Genomic DNA, 17,450 nt, shown 5'->3' with positions numbered 1-17,450 from the left:
GATTGGATTGGAGGGGACGATGACGGCAGCCTGCCGGATCACCCGAATCGCGGTGCTGGCCCTGGCCCTGGCCCTGGGGCCGGGCGGCAAGGTCATGGCCGAGACGGCGGGTGCCGTCGAGCAACCCGAATTGCCGGTGGTCACGCTGGCCACCGCCCGGCAGGACTGGATCGAGGCGCGGGTGCCGGTCTCGGGTTCACTGGTCGCCCGGCAGGAGGTGCAGGTCCATGCCCTCGTCTCGGGACACGAGATCACCGGCATCGAGGCCGAGGTCGGCGACCGCGTCCAGGCCGGGCAGGTGCTGGCGCGGCTGTCCGATAAGGTGCTGTCGGCGCAACTGGCCCAGGCCGAGGCGGAATATCAGCGCGCCGAGGCCGGGATCAGCCAGGCCGAAAGCCAGATCGCCAGCGCCCAGGCCAGCCTGACCCAGGCGGTTGCGGCGCTGGAGCGCACCCGCAGCCTGCGGCAAAGCGGCAATGCCAGCCAGGCGGTGCTGGACCAGGCCGTCGCCACCGAGGCCTCGGCGCGCGCGGCTGCGGCCTCGGCCTCGGACGGGCTGGGCGTGGCGCGTGCCGCCCTGGCGCAGGCCGATGCGGCGCGGCGCATCGCGCAGCTGAACCTGGACCATGCCCGCATCATCGCCCCGGTCGACGGGCTGGTGGTGGCCCGCACCGTGCGGCTGGGCGCCATTCCCGGCGGCGGGGCCGAGCCGCTTTTCACCCTGATTGCCGGCGGCGAGGTCGAGCTGGAGGCCGATGTGATCGAGACCGCGCTGAGCCAGCTACACCCCGGCGATGCCGCCGAGATCGAGGTCGCGGGCCTTGGCCGCGTCCAGGGCCAGCTGCGCCTGGTGCCGGCCGCCGTCGATCCGGTGACGCGGCTGGGGCCGGCGCGCATCGCGCTGGACCCCGATCCGCGGTTGCGGACCGGGCTTTTCGCCAGCGGCTGGATCATCACCGACCGGCGGCAGGCGGTGACGGTGCCTGCGTCAGCCGTCCTGGCCGATGCCTCGGGCGAGCGGGTGCAGGTGGTCAAGGACGGCCGGATCGAGACGCGCGAGGTCCGCGGCGGGCTGATCTGGCAGGGCCGGCGCGAGATCCTGGAAGGCGTCGCGCCGGGCGAGACGGTCGTGGCCCGCGCCGGCGCCTTCTTCCGCAGCGGCGACCAGGTGCGGGCGGCGCCATGAACTTCTCGGCCTGGTCCATACGCCATCCGGTGCCACCCATCGCGATCTTCCTGGTGCTGATGCTGATGGGGTTTTACAGCTTCAGCCGGCTGGCGGTGACGGCCATGCCGAACATCGACCTGCCGCTGGTCAGCGTGGTGGTCAGCCAGCCGGGTGCCGCGCCCTCGGAACTGACCCGGCAGGTGATCCAGCCCATCGAGGATTCCATCGCCTCGATCACCGGCGTGCGGCACATCACCTCCTCTGCGACCGACAGTTCGGCCCGCATCTATGTCGAGTTCGAGCTGGAGACCGATACCGACCGCGCCGTCAACGATGTCAAGGACGCGGTGGCCAATGTCCGCGCCGACCTGCCCGAATCCATCGTCGAGCCGCTGATCCACCGCATCGATATCAGCGGCATGGCGATCCTGACCTATGCCGTCAGCAATCCCGGCATGAGCATCGAGGAACTGTCGGATTTCGTCGACGACGTGGTGTCGCGCGATCTCTCCACCGTGCCGGGCGTGGCCAGCATCACCCGCATCGGGGGCGCCGACCGGCAGATCAACGTGGATCTGGACCCGCATCGCATCTTGGCCTTCGGGCTGACGGCGGCCGAGATCTCGGAGCAGCTGCGGGCCAAGAACATCGACATGGGCGGCGGGCGCGGCGACCTGGCCGGCACGGAATATTCCATCCGTGCGCTGGGATCGGCGGGCGACGTGGCCCGGCTGGCCGCGACGCCGATCCTGATCGGGGGCGGGCGCACGGTGCGGCTGGACCAGCTGGGCAGCGTCACCGACGGCGCCAGCGAGGAACGCAAGTTCGCCCTGCTCGACGGCCAGCCGGTGGTGGCCTTCGGCGTCTTCCGCGCCAGCGGCGAATCGGACCTGGAGGCCGGCGACGGCACCAAGGCCCGCATCGCCGAGATCGAGGCCCGCAACCCCGGCACCCGCATCACCCTGATCGACGATGCGACGACCTATACCTCGGGCAGCTATCACTCGACCATGGAGACGCTCTACGAGGGCGCGGCGCTGGCGGTGGTGGTGGTGTTCCTGTTCCTGAGGAACTGGCGCGCGACGCTGATCGCCGCCGTGGCGCTGCCCCTGTCGATCATCCCGACCTTCTTCGTCATGCATTGGCTGGGCTTCACGCTGAACGGCATCAGCCTGCTCGCGATCACCCTTGTCACCGGCATCCTGGTCGACGACGCCATCGTCGAGATCGAGAACATCGTGCGGCACATCAACATGGGCGTTCCCGCTTATGAGGCCAGCATGGAGGCCGCGAACGAGATCGGCCTGACCGTCATCGCCATCAGCTTCTCGATCGTCGCGGTCTTTGCCCCGGTCAGCTTCATGGGCGGGATTCCGGGCCAGTATTTCAAGCAGTTCGGCTTGACCGTCGCGGTTTCGGTGCTGTTCTCGCTCCTGGTGGCGCGGCTGATCACGCCGATGCTGGCGGCCTATTTCCTGCGCGACAACACGCGGCTGGCCGAGGAGCGCGACGGACCGGTGCTGCGGAGGCTGATGGCGGTGCTGCGCTGGACGCTGCGCCATCGCGGGCTGACGTTGCTGATGGGGCTGGGGGTCTTTGCCGGCTCGATCTTTTCCGCCACGCTGTTGCCGACCGAGTTCATCCCGGCCTCGGATGTCGGGCGCAGCCAGATCAGCATCGAATTGCCGCCGGGCGCCACGGTGTCGGAAACCGAAGCCGTGGCAAGGATGATCTCGGCGCGCATCAAGGCGGTGCCCGAAGTGCGCTCGGTCTTCGTCAATGGCGGCGAGGACGACGTGGCCAAGGCCAAGCTGATGGTCAATTACGGCCCCAAGGAAGAGCGCGAGCGATCGAGCTTCGCCATCGAGGACGAGTTGAAGCGCGACCTGTCGCAGATCCCCGACCTGCGGATCAATTTCCAGAACGAGGAGGGCAATGCCGACCTGTCCATTTCGGTGCTGGGCGATACCGAGGCAGGCGCGGCCGAGGCGGCCGAGCGGCTGATGGCGGCGATGAAGACCCTGTCCACGCTGGAGGGGGTGACATCCTCGGCCAGCCTGCTACGGCCCGAGATCCAGGTCCATCCCCGCCCCGAGGTCGCGGCCCAGCTGGGCGTGACGGCAAGCGCGCTGGCGACGACGCTGCGGGTGGCGACGCTGGGGGACACGGAATCGAACCTGGCCAAGTTCAACACCGGCGACAAGCAGATCCCGATCATGGTGCGGCTGGACGAGTCCGCCCGGCGCGACCTGATGACGGTGCGCAACCTGCGGGTGCCAAGCTCGGCCGGGCAGGTGCCGCTGGAGGCGGTGGCGGATGTGTCGATCTCGGCCGGGGCGACCGAGATCGGGCGCTACGACCGGCGCTATCGCACGACGGTTTCGGCGAATCTGGCCGGCGGCGCGCTGCTGGGGCCGGTCAATGCCCAGGTCACGGCCCTGCAGGACCGGGTCGAGCTGCCGGCCGGGACCGAGATCCAGCCCTCGGGCGATGCCGAGATCATGGCCGAGGTGTTCCAGGCCTTCACCGTGGCGATGATCTCGGGCGTGCTGCTGACCTATGTGGTGCTGGTGCTCTTGTTTCACAATTTCGTCACCCCGGTCTCGATCCTGATGTCGCTGCCGCTGGCCATCGGCGGCGCGATCCTGGCGCTGTTCCTGACCGGCAATTCCATCAGCATGGCGGTGGTGATCGGCTTCCTGATGCTGATGGGCATCGTGACCAAGAACGCCATCATGCTGGTGGAATTCGCGGTCAGCGCCATAGACCGCGGCGTGGAGAAGCGCGAGGCGATCCTGGATGCGGTGCACAAGCGCGCCCGGCCCATCGTGATGACCACCATCGCCATGACCGCGGGCATGGTGCCCTCGGCCCTTGGCACCGGTGAGGGGGCCGAGTTCAGTTCGCCCATGGCCATCGCGGTGATCGGGGGCCTGCTGCTGTCCACGCTGCTGTCGCTGCTGTTCGTGCCTTCGCTGTTCTCGGTTATCCATGGCGGGCAGGTGCGGGTGGCAGGCTGGCTGCGGCGGCGGATCGGGCTGAACGCGGCACCGGAGCCGGCCGGCGAGTGAGGCCGCTGCCGGGGGCTTCGCGCCCCCGGACCCCCGCGGGATATTTGGACAAGAAAGAAAAAGGGGGCCGGTGGGGGCCCCCTTTTCTTCGTTCCTGGCGGCCGGGTTCAGGCCAGCATGCCCATGGGATTTTCCAGGTGCCTGACGATGGCCTCCAGCAGCTGGGCGCCGAGCGCGCCGTCGATCACCCGGTGGTCGACCGAGAGGGTCATCGACATGACGTTGCGGACCACCACCTCGCCATTCTCGACCACCGGGGTCTGGATGCCGGCACCGACGGCGAGGATCGCGCCATGCGGCGGGTTGATCACCGCGTCGAAATTCTCGATCCCGAACATGCCGAGGTTGGAGATGGCGAAGCTGCCGCCCTGGTACTCGTGGGGCGCGAGCTTCTTGGTCTTGGCGCGGTTGGCCAGATCCTTCATCTCGGCCGAGAGGGCGGACAGCGTCTTTTGCTGCGCGTCCTTCAGGACCGGGGTGAAGAGCCCGCCCTCAATGGCCACGGCGACGGCCACATCCGACGGTTTCAGCTTGAGGATGCGGTCGCCGGCCCAGACCGCGTTCGCATCCGGCACCTCTTGCAGGGCCAAGGCGCAGGCCTTGATGATGAAGTCGTTCACCGACAGCTTCACGCCCCGCGATTCCAGCTGCTTGTTCAGCATGGCGCGGAACTTCATCAACTCGTCGAGCTTCGCGGACCGGCGCAGGTAGAAATGCGGGATGGTCTGCTTGGCTTCCGACAGGCGGGCGGCGATGGTGCGGCGCATGCCGTCCAGCGCCACCTCCTCGGTCTCGCGGTCGGCATAGAGCTTGAGGATGGTTTCCGCGGAGGGACTGGCGGGGGCTGCGGCCGCCGGGGCAGGAGCGGCGGCTTTCGGGGCATCAGTGGCGGCGGGTCTGGCCGCGCCGGGCTTGGCGCCTTCGACATCCGCCTTGACGATGCGGCCATGCGGGCCGGAACCCGTCACGCCGGCAAGGTCGATGCCTTTTTCCGCCGCGATGCGCCGGGCGAGCGGCGAGGCGAAGATGCGCCCGCCCGCCGCCGATTTCGGCGCGGCCGGGGCAGGGGCGACGGCGGCGGCCGTCGCTGCCGGGGCGGCTTCGGCTGTCGCCGCCTCGGGCCTGGCTTCCGCCTTGGCCGCCGGGGCGGCGCCGATGTCATCGGCGGATTCGCCCTCTTCCAGCAGCACGGCGATGGGGGTGTTCACCTTGACCCCCGCCGTACCCTCGGCCACCAGGATCTTGCCCAGCTTGCCTTCGTCCACGGCCTCGAACTCCATCGTGGCCTTGTCGGTCTCGATCTCGGCGATGATGTCGCCGGATTTGACCTCGTCGCCCTCTTTGACCAGCCATTTGGCCAGCGTGCCCTCTTCCATGGTCGGAGAAAGCGCGGGCATCAGGATTTCTGTCGGCATCTCGCTCGCTCCTTAACGGTAGGTGACTTTCTTGACCGCCGCTACCACCTCGTCGGAGGTGATCAGCGCGTGCTTTTCAAGGTTCGCGGCATAGGGCATGGGCACGTCCTTGCCGGTGCAGTTGATCACCGGCGCGTCGAGATAGTCGAAGGCGTTTTCCATGATATGGGCCGAGAGGTGGTTGCCGATCGAAGCGACCGGGAAGCCCTCCTCCACCGTCACGCAGCGGTTGGTGCGCTTGACCGATTCGATCAGCGTGGCGTAGTCGATGGGGCGCAGGGTGCGCAGGTCGATCACCTCGGCCTCGATGCCTTCCGACGCCAGCTTCTCGGCGGCTTCGAGCGCATGGACCATGCCGATGCCGAAGCTGACCAGGGTCACGTCGCGGCCGGGACGCACGATCTTGGCCTTGCCGAAGGGAATGGTGAAATCCTGAAGATCCGGCACCTCGAAGCTGCGGCCGTAGAGGATCTCGTTTTCCAGGAAGATCACCGGGTTCGGGTCGCGGATCGCCTGTTTCAGCAGGCCCTTGGCGTCGGCCGCCGAATAGGGCATCACCACCTTGAGGCCGGGGATCTGCGCATACCAGGCGGCGTAGTCCTGGCTGTGCTGGGCCGCCACGCGGGCGGCGGCGCCGTTCGGGCCGCGGAAGACGATCGGGCAGCCCATCTGGCCGCCGGACATGTAAAGCGTCTTGGCGGCCGAGTTGATGATATGGTCGATGGCCTGCATGGCGAAGTTGAAGGTCATGAACTCGACGATGGGACGCAGCCCGGCCAGCGCCGCACCGGTGCCGATGCCGGCGAAGCCGATTTCCGAGATCGGCGTATCGACGACGCGGCGCGGGCCGAACTTGTCCAGAAGGCCCTGGCTGATCTTGTAGGCGCCCTGGTATTCGCCGACTTCCTCGCCCATCAGGAAGACGGTCTCGTCGCGGGTCATTTCCTCTTCCATGGCCTCGCGCAGGGCCTCGCGCACGGTCATGATCTTCATCGGCGTGCCTTCCGGCCAGTCGGGCGACTGGTCCGCGACCGGGGTCGGGGCAGGGGCGGCCGCCTGCGCCGGAGCGGACGGAGCCTCGGCCCTGGCCTCGGCGGGTGCGGGCTCGGCTTTCGGTGCCGGGGCGGCATCGGCGGATTCGCCCTCTTCGACCAGGACCGCAATGGGGGTGTTCACCTTGACCCCCTGGGTGCCCTCGGCAATGAGCAGCCGGCCGAGGATGCCCTCGTCCACGGCCTCGAACTCCATCGTGGCCTTGTCGGTCTCGATCTCGGCGATGATGTCGCCGGATTTCACGCTATCGCCTTCCTTGACCAGCCATTTGGCCAGCGTGCCTTCCTCCATGGTCGGCGACAGGGCGGGCATCAGGATTTCGGTTGCCATGGTTCCCTCCCCTCAGGCGTTCTGTTCCGCGCCGCCCTGCGGCACTTCCTGGGCATAGATGTCGCTCCAGAGCTCCTCCAGCGGCGGCTCGGGGCTGTCCTTGGCGAACTCGGCGGAATCGTTCACGATGTCCTTGATCTCCTTGTCGATGGCCTTGAGGTCTTCCTCGGAGGCATGCTGGCCTTGCAGCAGCAGCTCGCGGACGTGCTCGATCGCGTCGCGCTCGTCGCGCATCTTCTGCACTTCCTCGCGGGTGCGGTATTTCGCCGGGTCGGACATCGAATGGCCGCGATAGCGATAGGTCATGACTTCCAGGATGTAGGGCCCCTTGCCGGCGCGGCAATGCGCCACCGCCTTTTCGCCCGCGGCCTTGACCGCCAGCACGTCCATGCCGTCCACCTGCTCGCCCTTGATGCCGAAGGCCTCGCCCCGGCCGAAGAGCGTGGTCGACTTGGTCGAGCGCTTCATCGAGGTGCCCATGGCATATTGGTTGTTCTCGATGACGAAGACGACGGGCAGGCTCCACAGCTCGGCCATGTTGTAGGTCTCGTAGACCTGGCCCTGGTTCGAGGCGCCGTCGCCGAAATAGACGAAGGTGACGTTGTCGTTGCCCAGGTACTTGTCGGCGAAGGCGAGGCCGGCGCCCAGCGGCACCTGCGCCGCGACGATGCCGTGGCCGCCGTAGAAATGCTTCTCGCGGCTGAACATGTGCATCGAGCCGCCCTTGCCCTTGGAATAGCCGCCGATGCGTCCGGTCAGCTCGGCCATCACGCCGCGGGCTTCCATGCCGCAGGCCAGCATATGGCCGTGGTCGCGATAGGAGGTGATGCGCTTGTCGCCTTCCTTCGCCGTGGCTTCAAGGCCGACGACGACGGCCTCCTGGCCGATATAGAGGTGGCAGAAGCCGCCGATCAGGCCCATGCCGTAAAGCTGGCCGGCCTTTTCCTCGAATCGCCGGATCAGCAGCATGTCGCGGTAGTATTGAAGCAGCTCATCCTTGGACACGTTGGGCGTGCTTTGCTTGGCTGCGGGCTTTCTGACCATGGGCCTCCTCCTCGGGGCGGGGATAGTTCAGCGTTAAACTAATTCTAGGCGAAGCTTTCGGGGGAAGTAAACCGGACTCGTGCATCCGTCCAGAGGGCAGATGCGGAAAGCCGCCTGCGCTGGGGAAATAGTCGAGGCGCGCAAGGGGGCGTCGCCGCGTCCTGGGGCGCGGGTGCATGGGTATTTGGGAAACGGTGAATGACGGGGCCGGGCCTGGTGGCCTGGCATTCAGCGGATGATGATCTCGTCGGCGCGCACCAGGCCCAGCACGTCGCGGGCGCGTTCGTCCAGCAGGTCGAGGTCGAGATATTCGTCCGACAGGCGCCGCGCCAGGTTGCGCATCCGGTCCACCTCGGTCTGCAGCTTATCGCGCTGCTGGACCAGTTCCTGCGTTTCGGCCTGCAACTGCACCCGGCGCAGGATGCCGGATGGGCCCTGCACCGCCGCATAGGCGAAATAGACGCCCAGAAGGATCATCACGACGAAGAAGATGATGGCGCTGATCGACAGGCGTTGGGTCATGCACGGATCATAGGGCTGCTCGGCTGTTTCGGGCGATCATGCCACAGGCGGCCCGTCGGGGGAATCCCCTAAGCGCCGCGCAGGATGTCGTCGAGCACCAGGGCCATGACCCGGGCGGAATCCCGCATATCGTCCACCCCTACCCATTCGTCGGGCTGGTGCGCCAGGTCCAACACGCCGGGCCCGTAGGCGATGCAGTTTTTCAGCTTGCCGATGCGGTCGATATGCTTCTGGTCGTAGGTGCCGGGGCTGACCACGTAGCCGGCTTCGCGGCCCAGCACCCGTTCGATGGCGGCGGCGGTCGAGCGCACCACCGGCGCCTCGCGGTCGGTCATGCTGGGGATCACCTCGAAGAGGTCGCGGATCTCGTAGGTGAAACCGGGGCGCGCCGCCTTGACCTTTTCCAGCAGCGCCGTGACCTCGCGCTTGACCTCGGACAGTTCCTCCTCGATCAGGAAGCGGCGGTCGATCACGATGCGGCAGCGGTCGGCGACGCAGGGCGCCGGCAGGCCGGTGAAGTCCGGGCCGTGATCCGGCTCGCCGCCGTGGATCGAGTTGATGTTCAGGGTCGAGTTCCGCGCGCCTTCGGGGATCACCGGCATTTCCGTGTGCTTGCTCATCAGCAGGGGGAACAGCGTGCGCTCCATTTCTTCCAGCACCGCGCCCATGTGGCGGATGGCGCTGTCGCCCAGGAAGGGCATCGAGCCATGGGCGATGCGGCCATGCGTCTCGATCTCGGCCCACCAGACGCCGCGATGGCCCAGGCAGATGCGGTCCTTGTGCAGCGGCTCGGGGATGATGACATGGCCGACATGGGCAAAGGCGCCCTGGCTCGCCAGGTAGGCCACGCCGCCGAAGCCGCCCGATTCCTCGTCCGCGGTGGCGCTGATCTCGATCTGGCCGGGATGGTCGGGGTAAAGCGCGACGAAAGCCTCGGCCGCGATGATGCTGGCGGCCAAGCCCCCCTTCATGTCGCAGGCGCCGCGGCCATAGATGCGTCCGCCCTCCAGTTCGGCGGCGAAGGGATCGCGGCTCCAGCCGTGGCCAACCTCGACCACGTCGTGATGGCTGTTGAAATGCACGCAGTCGCCGGGCGGGCCGCCCCGATGCCGGGCGACCAGGTTCCAGCGCGGAAAGGCCTCGCTGTCGCCCGGCGCGCCATGGGCGCGGATCAGTTCGCAGGCCCAGCCCTGCGGCGCCAGCCGCGCCTGCAGGTATTCGCAGATCTCGCGATAGTTGCGGCCCGGCGGATTCAGCGTCGGAATGCGGATCAGATCCCGGGTCAGGCGGACCAGGTCGTCGCGGCGGTTTTCGATCTCGAGGGCAAGGGCGTCCATGGCGCAAGGCTAGGCCGGGCGCGGCGGCGCGGCAATGGGGTCATTGACAGTCGCGGCGCGGGGGCCTTCCATGGGGCAGGATTTTCGCAACCAGGGTCTGCCCGATGATCGCCTTTCTTCGCCTGATCGGCATGGTCCTGGTCGTCGAGCTGGTCTTTTACGCGCTGATCTGGATCTATATCCGCAGCCTGCGCCGGGAAGAGCTTGAAAAGGAATGGGATCGCCGCCACCCCGAGCGCGCGGGGCCAAGCCCGGAACGCGCCGAGTTCGTGCGGCGTTCGATGGTGGGCTTCAGCAAGACCCTGCGGGCGCGGCTCGTCGGGCTGGTGCTGGTCCTGCCGGTGGTCGCGATCATCGTGATCATCGTGATCGTGAACTACAATTGAGGGGGCGCCGATGCGCTGGTTCCTGACCGTCCTTGGGGTGATCTTCGGGATCGTGGTCTTCCTGTTCCTGGATTACACGCTGCCCTCGAAGCAGACGGTCCGCATCACCAACACCTACAACCGGCTGACGGATATCGGCGCGAATGCCTTTTTCTATGCCTCGCCCGATACCGGCACGGTGCAGAACGCCCAGGGCCAGCGCGACGTGCGCTTCATCGACACGGTACGGCCGAACGGCAAGCCCTATGTCTATCGCAACGAGGATACCGGCTGGATCTGGCCGCCCTATTTCAAATACGACAGCTCGAACCTGCATGCGCAGGCGACCGATCTGCGCTCGACCGCGACCAGCCCGGAATGGGTCAGCGTGACCTCTTACGGCTGGCGCATCGCCTGGCTCTCGGTCTATCCCAACGCCATCTCGATCAAGCCGGTGGCGGGGCCCGAGGTGAAGCCCTTCAACTGGGCGGCGCAGATCATCCTGCTGATCCTGGGGGCGCTCTTGTTCCTGCTCTGGCGCATGTGGAACCAGTTCCGCGAGCGGACGATCGACCCTGCCGTGCGCTCTGCCGACGCGGCCTGGGACCGGCTCGACGCCCGGGCGGACGCGGCCCGCGACCGGGCGCGCGGGCGCATGCGGCGCTGGTGGGACGGGCTGCGGGGGCGCTGAGCGATGGAGCGCAAGAACCCCGGCACGGATTTCAGCCTCGACTGGTTCGAGACCATCCAGGTCAACACCCCGGCGGCCGAGCGCCGCGCCGCAAGCCTGACCGCGCGCCGCAGCCTGAAGAAGGAATGGCAGGCGGCCTGGCTTCTGAACGCGGTGCGCTGCATCGACCTGACCACGCTGGCGGGCGACGACACGCCCGACCGTGTGGCGCGGCTTTGCGCCAAGGCGCGCCAGCCGGTCGATGCCGGCCAGTTGGCGGCGCTGGGGGTCGAGCATCTGACCACCGGTGCAGTCTGCGTCTATCCGACCATGGTGGCGGCGGCGAAACGCGCCTTGCAGGGCACGGCGATCCCCGTTGCCTCGGTCGCGACGGGCTTTCCCGCCGGGCTGATGCCCTTGGACCTGCGGCTGGCCGAGATCCGCTATGCATTGGATCAGGGCGCGGATGAGATCGACATCGTGATTTCCCGCGCGCTGGTGCTGCGCGGCGAATGGGCGGCGCTTTACGACGAGATCTGCGAGATGCGCGAGGCTTGCGGCCATGCCCGGATGAAGGCGATCCTGGCGACGGGCGAGCTCAAGACCCTTGGCAATGTCGCCAAGGCCAGCCATGTCGCCATGCAGGCCGGCGCCGATTTCATCAAGACCTCGACCGGGAAGGAGCCGGTGAATGCCACGCTGCCGGTGTCGCTGGTCATGCTGCGCGCGATCCGAGACTATCGCGATCGGACCGGATTTTCCGTCGGCTTCAAGCCGGCCGGCGGGTTGAAAACCGCCAGGGACGCGCTGAACTGGCAGGTGCTGATGGCCGAGGAACTGGGCCGCGACTGGCTGCGGGCGGATCTGTTCCGCATCGGCGCCAGCTCGCTTCTGGCCGATATCGAGCGGCAGATTTCCCATCACGTCACCGGGCGCTATGCTGCCGCCCATCGTCTGGCCGCGGGGTGATGATGCCGAAGGTAAGCGAGATCATGGAAAGCATGGAATACGGCCCCGCGCCCGAGGATGCCTCGGCCGTCCGCGACTGGCTGCGCGAACGCGGCCGCTTCGGCCATTTCATCGCCGGGCGATTTACCCGGCCGGGCGAGACCTTCGCCAGCCGCGATCCCTCGACCGGCGAGGAACTGGCGCAGGTCACGCAGGGCACCGCCCGCGACGTGATGAAGGCGGTGCGTGCCGCGCGCCGGGCGCAGCGCGGTTGGGGCGCCATGCCCGGCCATGTGCGGGCGCGCTTCCTCTATGCCATCGCCCGGACGATCCAGAAGCGCGAGCGGTTCCTGGCGGTGCTGGAGACGCTGGACAACGGCAAGCCGATCCGCGAAAGCCGCGACATCGACGTGCCGCTGGTGGTGCGGCATTTCTACCACCATGCCGGCTGGGCCGAACTGGCCGAGACCGAGTTTCCCGGCCACGGCCCCTTGGGCGTCTGCGGCCAGATCATCCCGTGGAATTTCCCGCTGCTGATGCTGGCCTGGAAGGTGGCGCCGGCGCTGGCCGCCGGCAATACCGTGGTGCTGAAGCCCGCCGAATACACGCCGCTGACCGCGCTGGCCTTTGCCGAGATCTGCGCCCATGTCGGCCTGCCCGCCGGGGTGGTCAACATCGTCACCGGCGACGGCGAGACCGGCGCGGCGCTGGTCGCGGCCCCGGTGGACAAGATCGCCTTCACCGGCTCGACCGAGGTCGGGCGCGGCATCGCCCGCGCCGTCGCCGGCTCGGGCAAGCGGCTGGTGCTGGAACTGGGCGGCAAGTCGCCCTTCGTGGTCATGGAGGATGCCGACCTGGACGCCGCCGTCGAGGGCGTGGTCGAAGGGGTCTGGTTCAACCAGGGCGAGGTCTGCTGCGCCGGCTCGCGCATCCTGGTCGCGGAATCGGTCGCCGCGCGGTTCGAGGCGCTGTTGCGGGCGCGGATGGGCAAGCTGCGGCTGGGCGCGCCCTTGGACAAATCCACCGATGTGGGCGCCATCGTCGACCCGGTGCAAAAGGACCGCATCCTGCGCATCCTCGACCGGGCGACCGCCGCCGGGGCGGAACTGGTCGGCGGAACGGCGGCGCCGGGCTGCTTCATCGCGCCGGGCTATCTGCGAAACATCGCCCCCGCCAATCCCGGCATGGTCGAGGAGATCTTCGGCCCCATCGCCACGCTCTCGACCTTCCGCACCCCGGACGAGGCGGCGGACCTGGCCAACAACACCCGCTACGGGCTGGCGGCCTCGGTCTGGTCGGAAAGCGCCACGGTGGCGACCGACATGGCGGCGCGGATCAAGGCCGGCGTGGTCTGGGTGAATTGCGCCAACCTCTTCGATGCCGCCGCGCCCTTTGGCGGCATGCGCGATTCGGGCTATGGCCGCGAGGGTGGGCGCGAGGGGATGCTGGACTACCTTGCCGTCCCCGTCGCCGCGCAGCGCGACCCGGCGCCGTCCGAGATCGTCCCGGCCAAGGGCTCGGGGATCGACCGCACCGTCAAGCTCTATATTGGCGGTGCGCAGAAGCGGCCGGACGGCGGCACGAGCTACTTCGCACAGGACGAGCTGGTGCCGCTGGGCAACCGCAAGGACATCCGCAATGCGGTCGAGGCGGCGCAATCGGCATTGGCGAAATGGCAGGGCCTGGGCGGGCACGGCCGGGCGCAGGTGCTGTATTTCCTGGCCGAGAACCTGGCGCAGCGTCGCGCGGAATTTGCCGGTTACGCCAGCCCGGCCGAGGTCGATGCCGCCATCCGCCGCTGCTTCTTCTATGCCGGTTTCGCCGACAAATACGACGGCGCGACGGTTTCGGCAAAGCCCGGCCACCTGTGCCATGTCCAGCCCGAGCCGCATGGCGTCATGGGGCTGGTCGCGCCCACCGCCGCGCCGCTGGCGGGCTTCATGGCGCTGGTGCTGCCGGCCATCGCCATGGGCAATGCCGTGGTGGCGATCCCGTCGCAGGACCGGCCGATGGCGGCCCTGACGCTGGCGCAGGTGCTGGCCTGTTCGGACGTGCCGGGCGGCGTGGTCAACATCGTTACCGGCCCGCGCGACGATCTGGCGCGGGCGCTGGCCGGCCATGACGGCGTCTCGGCGATCTGGCATGCCGGCCAGGGCGAGGGGCTGGCCGAGGTGCAGCGCGCCGCGGCCGAGACCCTGATCCCGGTCTGGACCCCCGCGCCGCGCGACTGGAGCGATCCGCAGGCGCAGGGCCGCGACTTCCTGCGCGCGGCCAGCCGCACCAAGACCATCTGGCTGCCTTATGGCGCGCTTCCCGCCGGCACCGGCAGCACGGCCTATTAGGTCATCGGGCTGGCCCTGCCCCGGCGGGGCGACCGTGGCGGACGGAGGGCGTTGTCATCCGCCCGCCCGGCGGGCAAGCTCGGGCGGTCCCAGCACCGGAAGCGCCCATGTATATCCCGCCGCATTTCCACGAGATCGACCCGCAGGAGATCGCCGCCCTCATCGAGGCGTCGCCCCTGGCCTGCATCGTGGCGCAGACCTCCGAGGGGTTGATCGCCAACCATGTCCCGCTGCTGGCCGGTCCCGGCGGCACGCTGATCGGCCATGTGGCCCTGGCCAACGACATGCACCGGCTGATCGCCGAGGGCCAGGAGGTGCTGGCGATCTTTCGCGGCGAGGACGGCTATGTCTCGCCGAACTTCTACCCGACCAAGCCCGAGCATCACCGCCACGTCCCGACCTGGAACCACCAGGTGGTCCATGTCCATGGCGGCATCGCCTTCCAGCATGACGAGCATGCCAAGCGCGCGGCGGTCGGCCTGCTGACCCGCAGCCACGAACGGCGGGTGAACGGCGCCGAGGCCTGGCGCATGGCCGATGCACCGGCCGATTACATGCAGCAGATGCTGGCCGGAATCGTCGCCTTCCGCATCGCGATCCGCCGGACGCTGGCCAAATCCAAGCTGAGCCAGAACCGCGAGGCGCCCGACTATCACGGGGCCATTGCGGGGCTGCGGGCCAGCGGGCGCGAGGCGATGGCCGAAGCGATGGCAAGGCGGCGGCCAAAGGACGCCTAGGCGCCGCCTTCATTTAAGGATTCCCATACTGTCTGAGTTCTGTTTCAAGATCGAAAACGGAGGCGATCTTGAGCAGGCGGACGCTGACAGACGAGCAATGGGAACGGATCGGGCCTCTGTTGCCCGGCAAGGCTGGTGATCGGGGCCGCAGCGCTGCGGACAATCGGCTGTTCATCGACGCGATCCTGTGGTTGGCACGAGGTGCTTCGCCCTGGCGCGACCTGCCGCCGGAACTGGGGCACTGGAAGAGCGTCTACACCCGGTTCCGCCGCTGGTCCCGCGCCGGGGTCTGGGAGCGTCTTTTCAGGGAGTTGAGCGCCGATCCCGACTTCGAATATGTGCTGGTCGATGCCACCATTTCCAAGGTCCACGCAGATGCGACCTCGTAAAACGGGGGCTTGAGGCTCACGCCACCGGCCGCTCTCGGGGTGGGCTGACGACCAAGATCCATGCTGCGGTGGACGCGCCTGGCCTCCCGGTCCGGTTCGCGATCACGCCGGGCCATTGGGCCGACAGCCCGCAGGCCGAGGGGCTGATCCACGGCCTTGCGGGCGTCGGCCATGTCATCGCCGACGCCGGATACGACACCGAGGCGTTGCGCCGCTTCATCGCCGGCGACCTGCGCGCCACCGCACAGATCAAGCGCAACCGAAGCCGCGCCGGAAGCCGACCGCTGGATCGGACGCTCTCCGGGGAACGCCACCTTGTGGAGTGCTTCTTCAACCGCCTCAAACGATTCCGCCGGATCGCGCTCCGATGCGAGAAAACCGTCGCCTCCTTAAAGGCATTCGTCGACCTCGCCTGCGCAATGGCAGCGATCGCCTAAGTGAAGACACCGCCTAGGCTGGCGGTGCGCTAGCATGGGGGCCTTGCCCCCGCGCGTTCCGCGCTCCCCCAGGATATTTGGACAAGAAAGAAGCGGGAGCCGCCCTGCGCCTTCCTTGGGTTCTTCCTTGGCCAAATATCCTGCGGGGGTCCGGGGGCGCAAAGCCCCCGGTCGGGGCACGGCCGGGCCGCTTGCCGGACGGGCGACAGGCGGCCGGGCCCGGCGTCTATGGGCCAGGGCGGCTTTCCCTGCTGCCGCCTCAGGCCAGCCGCAGCCAGCGCAGCCCGGCCTCGGTCGAGCTGCGGGGGGTGTATTCCGCGCTTACCCAGCCGCGATAGCCCGCGGCGTCGATGGCATGGAACAGCTCGGCGAAGTCGATGTCCCCCTGCCGGGGTTCGTGCCGGCTGGGCCAGTCGGAGATCTGGACATGCCGCACCCGCGGCGCGTGGCGCTGCCAGACGGTCAGCGCATCGCGATGGATCATCTGCGCATGGTAGACGTCGAATTGCAGCCCCAGGTTGGGGGCACCGACCTCGTCCAGGATCTCGGCTGCCAGTTCGAAACTGTCCAGGAAATAGCCCGGCATGTCGTTGCGGTTCATCGGCTCGATGGTCAGGCTGGTGCGGGCGTCGCGGGCGCAGGCCCATTTCAGGTTCTCGACGAAGGTGCGCCGCGCCAGCCCGCCCTGGGCCTTGCCGGCCATCACATGCAGGTGCTTGACCCCCAGCGCGCGGCCAAAGCGCAGGGCGCGGTCGAAATCGCCGCGAAAGCGCGATTCGTTGCCCGGCTCGGCGGCGAAGCCGCGCGGGCCGCCGGCCCAGTTCGGCGGTGGCGTGTTCATCAGCACGAATTCCACCCCCGCCGCCTGCGCGGCCTGGGACAGTTCCTTGACCGCGAGGTCATAGGGAAACAGGATCTCCACCCCGCGAAAGCCCGCGCGTTTTGCGGCGGCGAAGCGCTGCAGCATGGGCATTTCGGTGAACAGATAGGTCAGGTTGGCGGCGAATCGCGCCATGGTCAGGGCTCCAGGGGAAAGACCGTCCCTCCCGAGTGCAATTCCATACGCCCGCTCGCGCCGGGCATAGCCGCATCGGCCAGTCGGTAGAATGTCTTGCGGTCGATCAGCGCCCAAAGACCGCGGCGGATATGGACATAGGGCCGGGGTTCCTCGGCCGTCCCGCGCAGCTCGATCGCATGCTCGGGTCCGGCGCGCACCCGGTCGCCCACATTGGTGGTGAAGACGATGTCTTCGCCGATTTCGGCATCGACGGCGATGAAGGGCGCGTCGATTACGCGGATGCCGACTTTTTCGACCGGGGTGACGAGGAAGTAATCCTCCCCCTCTCGCTTCAGGATCGAGGCGAAAAGCCGCACCATTTCCGGCCGGCCGATAGGCGTGCCGTTGTAGAACCAACTGCCGTCGGCGCGGATTTCCATGTCCAGGTCGCCGCAGAAGGGCGGGTTCCACAGATGCACCGGCGGCGGCCCCTTTTTCGAGGCGCGGCTGGCCGCGGCGGCGATTCCGGTCGCATCGCTCACGGCATTGTCAGTCTTTTCCTCCATTCCCAGTGGACCCCGTCACCCCTGCCTTTATGTTGTCCTAGAACAGAAACGGGGCATTG

15 protein-coding genes are annotated in these 17,450 nt (G+C 68.0%); 8 read left to right on the top strand and 7 right to left on the bottom strand.

The genetic code is table 11. The features are described from left to right. Positions 1-19: 19 nt before the first annotated feature. Together ESD82_RS06345 and ESD82_RS06340 are read left to right on the top strand one after the other, a co-directional pair. Entirely contained in the window at positions 20-1,186 is a 1,167-nt protein-coding gene (locus tag ESD82_RS06345; protein WP_147428737.1) for an efflux RND transporter periplasmic adaptor subunit, read from the top strand. After that, the gene (locus ESD82_RS06340) at positions 1,183-4,239 is read left to right on the top strand and encodes an efflux RND transporter permease subunit (RefSeq protein WP_147428738.1); all 3,057 of its coding nucleotides are present in this window, start codon (positions 1,183-1,185) and stop codon (positions 4,237-4,239) included. Before ESD82_RS06345 ends, ESD82_RS06340 begins: the two co-directional genes overlap by 4 nt. A gap of 107 nt (positions 4,240-4,346) precedes the next feature. Here the strand turns inward: ESD82_RS06340 and ESD82_RS06335 are convergent, their stop codons facing one another. The 5 genes from ESD82_RS06335 to ESD82_RS06315 all read right to left on the bottom strand — a co-directional run bounded on the left by ESD82_RS06335 (position 4,347) and on the right by ESD82_RS06315 (position 9,940). Continuing rightward, on the bottom strand, positions 4,347-5,654 hold the full coding sequence (locus ESD82_RS06335; protein ID WP_024844926.1) for a pyruvate dehydrogenase complex dihydrolipoamide acetyltransferase: 1,308 nt from the start codon (positions 5,652-5,654) through the stop codon (positions 4,347-4,349). Positions 5,655-5,666: 12 nt separating this feature from the next. Beyond that, positions 5,667-7,037, bottom strand: a complete 1,371-nt coding sequence (locus ESD82_RS06330; protein ID WP_147428739.1) for a pyruvate dehydrogenase complex E1 component subunit beta — start codon at positions 7,035-7,037, stop codon at positions 5,667-5,669. Between the two features lie 12 nt (positions 7,038-7,049). Beyond that, positions 7,050-8,081, bottom strand: coding sequence for a pyruvate dehydrogenase (acetyl-transferring) E1 component subunit alpha (gene pdhA, locus ESD82_RS06325; RefSeq protein WP_024844924.1), 1,032 nt, complete (start codon positions 8,079-8,081; stop codon positions 7,050-7,052). 228 nt (positions 8,082-8,309) lie between these two features. After that, complete coding sequence (locus ESD82_RS06320; protein WP_024844923.1) at positions 8,310-8,603, bottom strand: FtsB family cell division protein; 294 nt, start codon at positions 8,601-8,603, stop codon at positions 8,310-8,312. Between the two features lie 68 nt (positions 8,604-8,671). Then, the gene (locus ESD82_RS06315) at positions 8,672-9,940 is read right to left on the bottom strand and encodes an acetylornithine deacetylase/succinyl-diaminopimelate desuccinylase family protein (RefSeq protein WP_028710481.1); all 1,269 of its coding nucleotides are present in this window, start codon (positions 9,938-9,940) and stop codon (positions 8,672-8,674) included. A gap of 104 nt (positions 9,941-10,044) precedes the next feature. Between ESD82_RS06315 and ESD82_RS06310 the strand changes: the two genes are divergently transcribed. The 6 genes from ESD82_RS06310 (at position 10,045) to ESD82_RS06285 (ending at position 15,828) form a co-directional block, all read left to right on the top strand. Further along, on the top strand, positions 10,045-10,326 hold the full coding sequence (locus ESD82_RS06310; protein ID WP_024844922.1) for a hypothetical protein: 282 nt from the start codon (positions 10,045-10,047) through the stop codon (positions 10,324-10,326). A gap of 10 nt (positions 10,327-10,336) precedes the next feature. Continuing rightward, a complete protein-coding gene (locus ESD82_RS06305) occupies positions 10,337-10,996 on the top strand; it encodes a DUF1523 family protein (protein WP_147428740.1) in 660 nt (219 codons plus the stop codon). A gap of 3 nt (positions 10,997-10,999) precedes the next feature. Continuing rightward, a complete protein-coding gene (gene deoC, locus ESD82_RS06300; protein WP_147428741.1) occupies positions 11,000-11,944 on the top strand; it encodes a deoxyribose-phosphate aldolase in 945 nt (314 codons plus the stop codon). A 2-nt stretch (positions 11,945-11,946) separates the two neighbouring features. Next, entirely contained in the window at positions 11,947-14,265 is a 2,319-nt protein-coding gene (locus ESD82_RS06295) for an aldehyde dehydrogenase family protein (protein WP_147429176.1), read from the top strand. A gap of 107 nt (positions 14,266-14,372) precedes the next feature. After that, positions 14,373-15,002 carry an FMN-binding negative transcriptional regulator gene (locus ESD82_RS06290; RefSeq protein ID WP_147428742.1) on the top strand — a complete coding sequence of 210 codons (630 nt, stop codon included), beginning with the start codon at positions 14,373-14,375 and terminating at the stop codon, positions 15,000-15,002. A 68-nt stretch (positions 15,003-15,070) separates the two neighbouring features. Then, positions 15,071-15,828 (top strand): IS5 family transposase gene (locus ESD82_RS06285; RefSeq protein WP_147428743.1). Its coding sequence is split into 2 segments (ribosomal slippage): positions 15,071-15,386 and positions 15,386-15,828, totalling 759 coding nucleotides; the frame shifts between segments, so codons are not numbered across the junction. 259 nt (positions 15,829-16,087) lie between these two features. Here the strand turns inward: ESD82_RS06285 and ESD82_RS06280 are convergent. Together ESD82_RS06280 and ESD82_RS06275 are read right to left on the bottom strand one after the other, a co-directional pair. Beyond that, positions 16,088-16,843 (bottom strand): hydroxypyruvate isomerase family protein, encoded by a 756-nt coding sequence (locus ESD82_RS06280; protein WP_147428744.1) that lies wholly within the window; start codon positions 16,841-16,843, stop codon positions 16,088-16,090. Between the two features lie 2 nt (positions 16,844-16,845). Further along, positions 16,846-17,391: a DUF1285 domain-containing protein gene (locus ESD82_RS06275; protein ID WP_024843384.1), complete on the bottom strand. Its 546-nt coding sequence runs from the start codon at positions 17,389-17,391 to the stop codon at positions 16,846-16,848. Between the last annotated feature and the right edge of the window lie 59 nt (positions 17,392-17,450).

It is taken from the genome of Paracoccus pantotrophus (assembly GCF_008824185.1).
Classification (GTDB): domain Bacteria; phylum Pseudomonadota; class Alphaproteobacteria; order Rhodobacterales; family Rhodobacteraceae; genus Paracoccus; species Paracoccus pantotrophus.
Note: the sequence above shows the minus strand (reverse complement) of the source record. Positions and strands in the feature narration are given on the sequence as shown.